The organism is Luteitalea sp. (genome assembly GCA_009377605.1).
In the GTDB taxonomy this organism is placed as follows: Bacteria; Acidobacteriota; Vicinamibacteria; order Vicinamibacterales; family Vicinamibacteraceae; genus WHTT01.
Map to the genome: position 1 here is coordinate 12,513 of WHTT01000022.1, position 11,279 is coordinate 23,791.

Annotated in this window: 7 protein-coding genes; 4 read left to right on the forward strand and 3 right to left on the reverse strand. The window is 62.9% G+C overall.

Annotated features, from left to right (window positions below; translation table 11 throughout):
* The first annotated feature begins 99 nt into the window (after positions 1 to 99).
* Positions 100 to 3,264: a hypothetical protein gene (locus GEV06_09520; protein MPZ18135.1), complete on the forward strand. Its 3,165-nt coding sequence runs from the start codon at positions 100 to 102 to the stop codon at positions 3,262 to 3,264.
* A gap of 108 nt (positions 3,265 to 3,372) precedes the next feature.
* Here GEV06_09520 and GEV06_09525 read toward each other — a convergent pair whose 3' ends face one another.
* On the reverse strand, positions 3,373 to 4,698 hold the full coding sequence (locus tag GEV06_09525) for an MFS transporter (protein ID MPZ18136.1): 1,326 nt from the start codon (positions 4,696 to 4,698) through the stop codon (positions 3,373 to 3,375).
* Between the two features lie 41 nt (positions 4,699 to 4,739).
* Between GEV06_09525 and GEV06_09530 the strand changes: the two genes are divergently transcribed.
* Both GEV06_09530 and GEV06_09535 read left to right on the forward strand, forming a co-directional pair.
* Positions 4,740 to 8,015, forward strand: coding sequence for a TonB-dependent receptor plug domain-containing protein (locus GEV06_09530; GenBank protein MPZ18137.1), 3,276 nt, complete (start codon positions 4,740 to 4,742; stop codon positions 8,013 to 8,015).
* 128 nt (positions 8,016 to 8,143) lie between these two features.
* Positions 8,144 to 8,599 carry a hypothetical protein gene (locus tag GEV06_09535; protein ID MPZ18138.1) on the forward strand — a complete coding sequence of 152 codons (456 nt, stop codon included), beginning with the start codon at positions 8,144 to 8,146 and terminating at the stop codon, positions 8,597 to 8,599.
* A 7-nt stretch (positions 8,600 to 8,606) separates the two neighbouring features.
* On the opposite strand, the gene GEV06_09540 is transcribed toward GEV06_09535, so the two are convergent.
* On the reverse strand, positions 8,607 to 9,902 hold the full coding sequence (locus GEV06_09540; protein MPZ18139.1) for a PQQ-binding-like beta-propeller repeat protein: 1,296 nt from the start codon (positions 9,900 to 9,902) through the stop codon (positions 8,607 to 8,609).
* 80 nt (positions 9,903 to 9,982) lie between these two features.
* Positions 9,983 to 10,723: a PQQ-binding-like beta-propeller repeat protein gene (locus GEV06_09545; protein ID MPZ18140.1), complete on the reverse strand. Its 741-nt coding sequence runs from the start codon at positions 10,721 to 10,723 to the stop codon at positions 9,983 to 9,985.
* A 22-nt stretch (positions 10,724 to 10,745) separates the two neighbouring features.
* Here GEV06_09545 and GEV06_09550 point away from each other — a divergent pair, with 22 nt between their 5' ends.
* Entirely contained in the window at positions 10,746 to 11,219 is a 474-nt protein-coding gene (locus tag GEV06_09550) for a transposase (protein ID MPZ18141.1), read from the forward strand.
* The last annotated feature ends 60 nt before the right edge of the window (positions 11,220 to 11,279 follow it).

An 11,279-nucleotide genomic window follows, 5' to 3' on the forward strand; every position in this document is an offset into this window, starting at 1 on the left:
CACGAGATTTTTAAAGCATTTTGATATAGCATGACGTCGCGCGGGCGTTACAGGGCCCGTTGCATCCCTGCCCTCGATTGATGCAGAGTTCGCGGAGCCATGAATAGACGAATTGCGCTTGCTTTGACGCTCTTCTTTTTGCCGGCGCCAGCCGCCGCACAGCTTGCAACCACGACCTCATTGGTAGGCACGGTCACCGACGACAGCGGTGCGGGGATCGTTGGAGCCCAGATCACGGCGGTCAACGAGGCGACCACGGACACGTACTCCGCCGCGACGAACGCTCAAGGCTCGTACACGCTCCCGTTCGTGAGGATCGGCACGTACACGATCACAGTCGAGATGGCGGGCTTCGATCCGACCGCCAGTTCTGGCGTGCTGGTCGAGACCAACCAGACCGTCCGCACCAACTTCACGCTGCAGGTCGGCGGGGTCGCGCAAGAGGTCACCGTCACCGGGACCCAACCGCTCCTTACCACCGATGAGCCCAGCGTCAGTGAGGTGCTCACCACGCGAGATATCGCGACGCTGCCGCTCACCGGGCGTGACGTCTTGAAGCTGGCGACGACGACGGCCGGCGTCAGACTGAACGGAGACAGCCCCAACGGGGTGCCTCCCGGCGAGACGTTCACGGGCGCCGGCGTGCGCAACATCCAGAACGACGTGTCGCTGGACGGCATCAGTGTCATGAACAACCTGATCACGACGGTGAACTTCCGCCCGTCGGCGGAAGCGGTGTCCGAGATGCACGTCCAGACGGGGACCTACGCGGCCCAGTACGGCAACTATCTGGGCGTGCACATGAACGTCGTCACCAAGAGCGGCACCAACCAGATGCACGGGGCGCTGTTCGAGTACTTTCGCAACGATGCCTTGGAGGCGCGCGACTACTTCGACGATCCGGAGAGCCCCAAGAATCCGCTACGCCAGAACCAATTCGGCGTCGAGGTCGATGGGCCAGTGGTTATTCCAGGCGTGTACAACGGAAGGAACAAGACCTTCTTCATGGGCTCTTATGAGGGCCTGCGTCTGCGCAGCGAATCCACCGCCATTCAGAGCGTTCTCACGCCCAAGATGCGACAGGGCGATTTCTCCGAGGTCGCGACGCCCCTCGCGGATCCAACCCGGCCCGGCACGCTGTTTCCGGGCAACGTCATCCCAGAGGACAGGTTGTCGCCACAGGCATTACGGCTGCTCGAGTTCATGCCGCTGCCCAACGCCGCAGGCACGGTGGACAACTTCATCAATATCGACTCGACACAAAATTACTGGGATCAGCTCATCACCCGCGTTGACGAGAACGTGTCGGACGATGTTCGCCTGTCCTTCCGGTATTCGTACCTGAATGGCCGGCCCAGCTCGACGTCGCTCGATCCCTACAGCGGCGCGTTCACCCCCAACACGCAAACGAATTTTCTGGTCGGCTATACGCATATCCTGACGCCATCGATGGTGAACGATTTCCGCTTCGGGCGTAACTCCGTCCAGACCGACACCGTCAACATCTTTTTCGAGCGTCCCGAGCTACAGCAGGAGATCACGGACATCGGCATCCCGGGCTTTGGCTTCACACGGGCCGACGATCCCGGGCTGGCCAACTTCAACCTCTCGCAGTACAACGACATTGGAGGCGGCACCAACTGGTTCCAGAGCGATGAGACGTGGCAGTTCAGCAACAACCTGAGTCTGACCAAGGGTGCCCACACATTCATGATGGGCATGGAGTTCGCCCGCCTCCGTACGGATCGAACGGCGGCCAACGATGCCCGTGGGCGATTCAACTTCACCGGTGAGCTCACCAGCTTCGGTGAGCTCAGCGGCTTCGATGCCGCAGACTTTCTCCTCGGGATGCCGCGAAGCAGCGTCACGGGCGCGCCGCAACTCGCCTCCGCGGGTCAACAGTGGCGTGGCGCCTTCTTCTTCCAGGACAAGTGGGACCTGACCCGCAACTTGACATTGAATCTCGGCCTCCGTTACGAGATCCCAACCGTTCCAACCACACCCACGGGCAACGCGACGATCCTCAACGCGGAGCAGACCGAGCTGATTCCGGCGGACGCACCGCAACCTGGGTTCGAGTTCACCGATCCGGATCACAACAACTGGGCGCCCCGAATTGGCTTTGCCTACCGCATGGGCGAGAACTGGGTGGCTCGCGGCGGCTTCGGCCTGTACTACAACGCGAACCAGACGAACAGCTACACGCTGCTGTCCCTCAATCCTCCGTTCTCGAACTTCTTCACCTTCGACTCGGACCCAACGAACCCAACGGTGACGCTGGCGAATCCGACCCCATCGGGAGCAGAGACGGATACACCAGCGGCGGATGTCATCACCGTCGGTCCCGACTGGCCAACCGCCATGATGCGCCAGTGGAGCCTCGACCTGCAGCGCGCGTTGTGGTCGGGCGCCGCGCTGGATCTGCAGTATCTCGGCTCCTCGTCTCGCAACCTGGACACCAGCTTCTACAACAACACTCCCCTGCCGGGACCCGGCAGCGTCCAATCGCGTCGCCCCAACCCACGGTGGGGCAATATCCGCTGGATTTTCAACGAGGCAATCTCGAACTACAACGCGCTGAACGTCATCCTGCGCCAGCGGTTGAACAATGGCGTCAGCTTCCTGGCGTCGTACACCTGGGCCCATACGCTCGATCAGGCCAACAACTCCAACGCCGGCGGCCGCCCGATGAACCCGTACGACTGGGACGCCGACTACGGCAACGCGAATTGGGACCTGCGTCACCGCTTTGTCATCAGCTATTCCTATGACCTGCCCTTCTTCGGGGAGGCTGACAGCGCGTTCGTGCGAGCCATCGCAGGGGGATGGCAAGCCAGCGGCGTGACGACGCTCGAGAGCGGCCTGCCGTTCAACGTGACGATTGCCGGAGATATCGCCAACACCGGCTCACCGAACCAGCGGCCCGATCTCGTCGGGACGGCCACCGCCGATTGTGGCGCCGACCGTCTGACGAACTGCATCACCGCATCCGCATTCGCGGAGCCGGAGCAATACACCTACGGCAACGCAGGTCGGAACATCCTACGCGGCCCCGGTATGGTCGTGACGGACTTTGCGTTCCGTAAGAACTTTACGCTCAATCAGGGACTGAACGTCTTGCTCGGCATCGAGGTGTTCAACCTGTTCAACACACCGACGTTCAGTAACCCGCGGTCCGTCTTTGGCGACGAGACATTTGGACGCATCAACTCGACACGCAGTACGCCACGGCAAATGCAGCTCGCAGCGAAGTTTTGGTTTTAGGTAGGGCCGCCTCGCCGAGGCGGCCGATATCTCGGCGCGGCTTCCGGACGGCGTGTTCGGTGGGCGAGGGGTCAAAAAGACCCCTCGCAACGCCCTTTATTGCAAGCCCTATTCCGGAAGCGCCTCCGACTTGGGCTCCGGCAGCCAAAAGCTGGCCGCAAAACCAATGCCATAGGTCAACAGCGCGACCGTGGCGGCGGCATACGCGAGCTGCTCGGAGGGCGTGTCGCCCGGCATGACGTTCGAGAGCTGTGCGGTAACGAGCGCCGCCGACGTTCCGACCATCCGCCCGCCCACGTTGGCGGCAAACCCTTCACCGGTGCCGCGCAGATGCACGGGATACACGCGTGGTAAGTAATTCCCCCAGAAGCTGAACTGCGCCACCGTGAAGAAGCCCGCTGCAAAGATGCCCCACTTCAGCAACTCCAGGCCGCCGCCGCCAGCCGAGGCGAGGAAGACGAACGGGATGAGAATCAAGCCGGGCACTTGAAACATCCTGAGCAGCGGCCGGCGCGCCAAGATCCGCACGGCAAAGAACGCGAGCGCAAAGCGGCCAACCAGGCCGCCGGTCTCTTGGAACCCCTGCACGGCCGAGACCGTTTGCTGTTGTTGGACCTCGGAAAGGCCTTGCACTTCCGCGAGGCCGGGCACGATACGCGGCGCATGCTGGAGCGCTCCGAACGCCGCACCGTAACTGCACGCGAACATCAGCGCGGTCACCAGCGTGGTCGTGCGAAGACGCGGCCTGAAGAGCTCCGCGATGCTGGGCCGTTGAAGCGTCCCCGCAGCCTTCTTCTCCTGCCAGATCGGCGACTCCGGCAGAAACGGACGCACAATGATGAGCGGCAGCGCCGGGATCACACCGGAGATGAGCGTGTATCGCCACGCGGCGTGGCCGCCGTGAATGGCCGGCAGCGAGTCGCCGTAGGTGACGGCCAGGTAGTAGGCCCCCGTCACAATGAGGCCGCCGATCGACGAAAACGCCTGCGTGTACCCGAGGACGGCTTCACGCCGCTTCGGCTCCGGAAACAGCTCCGCGAGCCAGGCGACGGCCGCGATGAACTCCACGCAGACGCCGATGAACGTCGTGCAGCGGAAGAAGAGCAGCCACTCGATGGAGGTCGTATAGCCTGCGGCGCACGCCGAGAACGCATAGAGCAGGATGCTCCACACGAGGACCCGGCGGCGGCCGAAGCGGTCGGTCAAGTAGCCGCCGATCAGGCCGAAGATGCCGCCCGCGATGGCCGGCAGCCAGAACAGCAGCCCGACCCAGTGGTTGAACGCCGCGGTGCCGGGGGTAGCCCCGGTCAGCTCCATCAGCGCTGGCCGCACGATGAGCGGCAGCATGAGAATCTCGTAGATGTCGAATGCGAAGCCGATGGCGGCAATCGCGCAAATCACCCATTCCACCGGCGTGAGACGTTGGCGAATCATGCGTGCTCCTGAAACAGAACCAGGGGGCAAACCGTAATCTTATGTGCAAACATTGGAAAAGATGGCAAAAGATGCCTGTCATCTTTTTCACATGTTTCACGAGAAGAGAGACGACAGGCATCTCGTCCGATCTGTCCCTCAGTCGCCATCCGGAGGACCTCCACAGCGTGCGACATCTCAGCATCGCTTTTCTGATGGCCCTTGTCAGCCTCGGCTCGTTCGCCACGCCCTTCCTCGCACGCGCGAGCGCCCAAGCCACCTTCAGCGCCATGACCGGCACGGTTCAGGATGTGAACGGTGGCCGCCTGGCCGGCGTCACCGTCGTGGCCCGTCATCTGGACACCGGCACGACCCGCACTGCGGTTGCCGGCGCTGACGGACAATTCATTCTCGTGGGTCTTCCCGTGGGTCGCTATGAGGTCAGGGCGGAGCTCGCCGGCTTCAAGCCGCTCGTCCGTTCTGGCGTGGACCTCGTGGTTGGCGAGCCCGCGGTGCTCGCTCTCGTGCTCGAGGTGGGAGGCCTCGACGAGGCGGTCACTGTGAGCAGCGCCGCCTCGCCGGTCAACACGCGCACATCAGAGCTGAGCTATCTCGTGTCACAGCAGACGATCGAGCAGCTCCCGCTGAACGGCCGCAACTACACCGATCTCGCGCTGCTGCAGCCTGGCGTCAACCCGTTCCCGCACCGGGACGGCGGCTCCGTGGTGGCTCACGGTCTTGGCATGAGCGTGAACGGACAGGATCCGCGCTCGAACGTGTACTTGATCGATGGCACCCTGCAAAACGACTTCACGAACGGTCCGGCGGGCAGCGCCGCCGGCACGGCGCTCGGCATGGAGTCCATTCGTGAGTTCCGCGTCGAGACCAACGCCTATGCGGCCGAGTTCGGTCGGAACTCCGGCGGACAAATTCATGTGGTCACGAAGTCGGGTACGAACGACATCACGGGAAGCGCCTACGAATATCATCGCAACGACGCGCTCGATGCTCGCAACTTCTTCGACCGCGACGAGAAGCCCGCGTTTCGCCGCAATCAATACGGCACCGCAATCGGCGGGCCGCTGCAGCACAATCGCACGTTCTTCTTCGTGGGATACGAGGCGCTCCGGGAGCGGTTGGGACGAACCATCTCCACGGTCGTCCCGGACGACAACGCGAGGCGCGGCGTCCTCCCGGATCCCGCGACTCCCGGCCGGACGATCACCGTACCAATCGATCCAGGTGTTCAACCATACTTGGAAGCGTTTCCGGTCGCAAACGGGCCCTCGTTGGGAGGCGGGCTGGCGGATTACACGTTCCCTTTCAATCAGACCATCGATCAGCACTTCGCGCAGGGCCGTGTCGATTATCACGTCGGAGACAATCATCACCTCTTCGCGCGCTACACGTTCGACGATGCCGACCAACAGCTTCCGACCGACTACCCACAGTTCCCGCGAGCGTTCGTCTCGCGCAACCAGTTCTTCACGGGCGAGTACCGGCAGGTCACATCGGACCGGACGCTGAACACGTTCCGGATCGGCTTCAGCCGGACGCGCATCGGCCAAACGGTCCAGGCCAATCTGTCGCAGCCGCTGACGCCATTCGTGCCCGGCCAGTCCATCATTGGCGACGTCGACATCGGCGGCCTCCGCAGGTTCGGACCGCAGTCCTCCGCGAATCTCGGCCTCGTGCAGAACGTGTTCAGTCTCCAATACGATCTGATTCACACGCGCGGCCGGCACCTCCTGAAGGCGGGGGCGCTCATCGAGCGCTATCAAGACAACATGGTCAACCCGACCTTTAGTCTTGGTATCTTTCGATTCGCCAATCTGCAAACCTTCTTGGCCAACCAGCCACTGACCTTCATCGGCTTGATGCCCGAGGGGCAGATTGACCGCTATTGGCGCTTCACGCTCTTCGGCTTCTACGCGCAGGATGAGTTCCAGGTCACACCGCATCTCACGGTGAACGGCGGCTTGCGGTACGAGCTCACCACGATGCCGAAGGACATCCACGGGCGCGACTCGACCATCATCGATCTGACCGATCAGGAGCCGACCGTTGGCCAGCTCTATCAAAATCCGACGCTCACCAACCTGTCGCCACGCGGCGGCTTCGCATGGGACATCGGCGGGAGCGGTCGCACGTCCCTCCGCGGCGGCTACGGCCTTTACTTCAACACGAACAACCAGCAGAACCTCATCGTCACGGTGACGAATCCGCCCGCCACACCGCGCGTCATCATCTCCAACCCGACCTTCCCCGTGCCGCCGTTCGACCGCGCCGTGGGCAACTCGATTCGCCCCGTGCAATGGGACCTGGAGAATCCGCGCGTCCACGTCTGGAACGTCAGCCTTCAGCGCGCGCTCCCTTTGGAGATGGTCGCTACGGTCAGCTATGCGGGATCTCGGGGAGAACATCTCCTGCGCAGCAGCGACGCGAACGTGCCGACGCCGGAACAGCTCCCGGACGGCTCTCTTTTCATCCCGCCCGGCACGCCGCGGCCGAACTCGAGCTTCTCCACCATCGAGATCAAGAGCAGCGATGGCGACTCCTGGTACCGAGCGCTCGTCATCGACCTGCGGCGACGCTGGCGAGATGGGTTCATGCTGCAGTCCTCCTACACGCTCTCGCGGAGCGAGGACACGACGCAGGCGTCGACCTTCTTCTCGGACGCGACCAACGGGACGACATCGGCGTTTCCGGAGTTCATCCCTGACTACAACAAGGGGCGATCCGATTTCGACGCGACACACAGCTGGGTGATGAGCGCGACATGGCAGCTGCCGTTCGCGCGCAATACAGGAGGCCTGGCGAGGGCGCTCGTCGACGGCTGGCAGCTCGCAGGCATCCTCACCATGCGGAGCGGTAATCCGCTCACGGTCTTCGTACAGCAGAACCGATCGCGCTCGCTCTGGACCCCCTCGCTCGGACCGGGTATCGGGCAGGATCGTGCCAGCTACGCTCCAGGACGCGACGCATCGAACGCGGTCCTCGGGCGCCCTGACCAGTGGTTCGATCCCGCCGCGTTCGCGCTCCAGCCGGCTGGCACGTTTGGCAATACCGGCCGAGGCGACTTCACCGGCCCGGATCTCCGCACGTTGGACCTCTCACTCACGAAACAGGCTCGTCTCGGCGCGCTCGGCACGGGTGCGCGCCTCGAGCTGCGAATCGAGGCCTTCAACGTGCTCAATCACACGAACTTCGGCCCGCCGAGCCTCACGGCGTTCGCGGGCGCGGCAGACGACGAGGCGCCGCTCCCGACCTTCGGACGCATCACCTCGACGGTGACCTCGTCACGGCAGATCCAGCTCGGTGTGCGGCTGGTTTTCTAGGTAGGGCGGCCTCGCCGAGGCGGCCGTTCGCGAGCATGGCGCGTTCGGCGAACGCGCCCTACCATGGTAGAGAGACGCCTCGCCGAGGCGTCCGTATCCGTAAGGGATTGATAGACGCGGAGGAACAAATGAGTTGGCTTTGGTTCGTTGGAGGTGCGGTTCTCTCGTGGGGAACCTATGGTGTGCTGCTACACCAGGGACAGATTCGACTTGGCAATCCCCTGCGAGCGCTACTCTGCGTAGGGGTGGCGTACTTCTTGATCGGCGTGGTCGTGCCTCTGGCGGTCCTGAGCTACCAAGGCACTCTGGGTGCGCGGGACTTCAGCGCCGGCGGCGTAACGACGGCGCTGGTGGCTGGGGTGCTCGGCGCCATTGGCGCGGTGTGCATCATCTATGCATTCCGCTCGGGCGGTCTCCCGTTCTACGTGATGCCGCTCGTCTTTGGTGGCGCGCCGCTCGTCAATGTTCTCGTGTCACTCGCCATCCATCCGCCGAAGACCGCACCCAACCCGATGCTGTACGTCGGGTTCCTGCTGGCGTCGATTGGAGCGGCGTTGGTCCTCTACTATCGTCCACAGGCTTGATTCAACGTTACTTCCGTTCGCCAATCACCCACAGGTGCTTCGTCGTCCGAAGGAAGATCTGCCCGTCGGACACTGCCGGCGAGCTAAGGCAATAGTCGTCGAGCGCGTTCGCAGCAAGCTTCTCGAACTTCGGTCCGGCCCTGAAGACGCTGGTGAGGCCATCTTCGTTGGTGGCGTAGACCTTGCCACCGGCGACCACAGGTGAGCTGCTATACGTCCCCGGCTCGAGCCGTTCTGGCCCCCAGATGACCTTCCCGGTCTTCGCGTCGAGAGAGTACGCCACTCCCTTGTCGTCCACGACGTAGAAATATTCTCCATCGGTCGCCGGCGTTGGTACATCCGGCCCGCGGTCGAACGACCAGAGGCGATGCGTGTCGGTGATGTCACCACGGCCGCCCGCCTTGAGCGCCAGCAGCGGTTTCTCCCGCGACGGCGCGTAGACGATGTCGTCCACAACGATCGGTGAGGCGATAATGCGATTGAATGGATTGTTCTCTGGGTTCAGGCCGCCGGAACGCCACAGCTCCTTTCCGCTCGCCGGGTCGTGGCCGGTGACGACATCACCGCCAACGACGACGATCTCGGTGGCATCTCCGTACTGCAACAACGCCGGTGTGGCGTACGAGTCCGGTGACTCGCGAATCGCAGGGGTCGGCCGCTCGATACGCCATACGGTCTTGCCAGTCTGAGCATCGATACGCAGCACGTACGACGGGTCATCCGTTTTCATGCCGTGGAGGACCTGGACGAAAAGCGCGCCGTCGTGGAGCAACGGCGACGACGCGTAGCCCCAGTTGAGGCCGAACGCGCCGTAATCCTTCTGGATGTCACGGGTCCAGAGCTGTTTCCCAGAGAGATCGAAGGCTGTCAAGACACCCGTGCCGGTCATCACCCACACGTGCTGGCCATCGGTGACCGGCGACGGCGAGGACATGTTCTGCTTGCGGATCTTGAAGTTGCCACCGCCGAGCGGTTGCTTCCAGAGCAGGTCGCCCTTCGTCCGATCGAGGACCCAGAGCTGCAGCTCGTCACCATCGGCGGTGTTCAGAAAGATTCGCTCACCCCAGATGATCGGCGTCGAGCCCGAGAACTCCGGCATGGTGAGCTTCCAGGCCACGTTCTCGGTCGTGGACCAGCTCACGGGCAGGCCACTTTCGGAGCTGACGCCGTTTCCTTGCGGGCCACGCCACTGAGGCCAGTTTTCGGCCTCGACGACGACACCGGCGGCAAGCACCACGGCCACGCACGAGGTAAGCACCCAACGCACAGTTCCCTCCTTGATGCGCAACGCTCCTGATTTCATCGCTTGTGATGGTATCTCACACGAGGGCTCGGCCCCCACTACGATACGCCCAGATACGCCCGGCCGTTTCGCGCCGAATCCTAACTGCTGCCTCCCAAGTCCAGCGCGACGATATTCTGCCGGTCACGAACGTACAGCCGGGTGCCAACGAGCGTCGGCGGTGTCCACGCGATCTTCGTCAGCACGTCCGCTCGGGTGTGCACCTTCAGCCCTTTCGGCGAGACCGTGGCAATGCCGAGCGCGCCGTCCTCGTCGAGGATGATGAGCTTGTCGTCCGCGTACACGAACTGCGCGCGCGCGAAGGAGCGATCGCGCCAGGCGATCTCACCGGTCTTCACGTTGATAGCGGTGATGAACGAGGGGCCAAAGTCGCCGCTCGCTCCGTAGGCGTGGTCCCCGAGGCGGATCACCGTGCCGATGTGCACGCGCATCCGGTTGTTGAACCAGAGCTCCTTGACATTCGTCTTGCCGCCGCTTCGGGTGAGCTGCAGCACGCGGCTGCCGTTGTTGTACGCCGACGAAAGGAAGAGTAGATTGTCCCGTCCCCACACCGGTGTACTGATATTGAGGCCGTAGTCGGTCTTGTGCGGATGGCGCCAGAGCAGGTCGCCGTTCGCTGGGTCGATCCCTGCAACCTCGTCGCCGCTGAATGCCACCAGCTGCGGCTGGCCATCCACGTCGATGAGCACGGGCGATCCCGGTGCGAAGCTGAAGCTGTGTCTTTTCCACGCAACCGCGCCTGTCCGCTGCCGGACGGTTTCCACGCGCGGCGCAGACACAGCGCAGGCGTAGCGCAGGCCTTTAGGCCTGCCCACAGGCACGGACCTTGCGCCTTCTCAACGCATGCTGCCGCGTCGTCCTCGCCTGCGCGCGTTCGACTATCTCGGTTGCTACCGATATTTGCTGACCTGTTGCACCTGCAAGCGGCAGCGTTACTTCGAGGCTTCGGCAACGGTAGAGGAGACGGTGTCGCACTTACGGCAATCTGCCGCTCGTTTCTCAATGCAACTTTTGGCATGGTGCTTCATGCCTAACCACCTCCATGTCCTGGCCGAGGGAGCTCGTGACGCGTCGCATTGCCCGAGCTTCGTGAAGGACTTCAAGCAGCGGGCGGGATTCGCCTTCAAGAAACGCACCGGCGAGAGATTGTGGCAACCAAGCTACCACGATCGAATCCTTCGAGACGATGAAGCGACCGAGAACGTCATCCGGTATATCCTCGGGAACCCCGTCCGGGCAGGACTGACGAAGGACCCTCTAAGCTATCCGTTCAGCGGATCAGAAGTTTATCGGATTGAGGAGATCCTCGCACCGTAGATTCGATTCGTAAGTTCACGAAGACCTACGGATAGCCATTCGCGCACGCAGGCAGGCCTG

Coding starts and splice junctions, on each gene's coding strand:
- GEV06_09535 (MPZ18138.1), top strand. CDS start 8,144: ATGAGTTGGCTTTGGTTCGTTGGAGGTGCGGTTCTCTCGTGGGGAACC.
- GEV06_09520 (MPZ18135.1), top strand. CDS start 100: ATGAATAGACGAATTGCGCTTGCTTTGACGCTCTTCTTTTTGCCGGCG.
- GEV06_09540 (MPZ18139.1), bottom strand. CDS start 9,902: ATGAAATCAGGAGCGTTGCGCATCAAGGAGGGAACTGTGCGTTGGGTG.
- GEV06_09530 (MPZ18137.1), top strand. CDS start 4,740: ATGTGCAAACATTGGAAAAGATGGCAAAAGATGCCTGTCATCTTTTTC.
- GEV06_09550 (MPZ18141.1), top strand. CDS start 10,746: ATGCTGCCGCGTCGTCCTCGCCTGCGCGCGTTCGACTATCTCGGTTGC.
- GEV06_09525 (MPZ18136.1), bottom strand. CDS start 4,698: ATGATTCGCCAACGTCTCACGCCGGTGGAATGGGTGATTTGCGCGATT.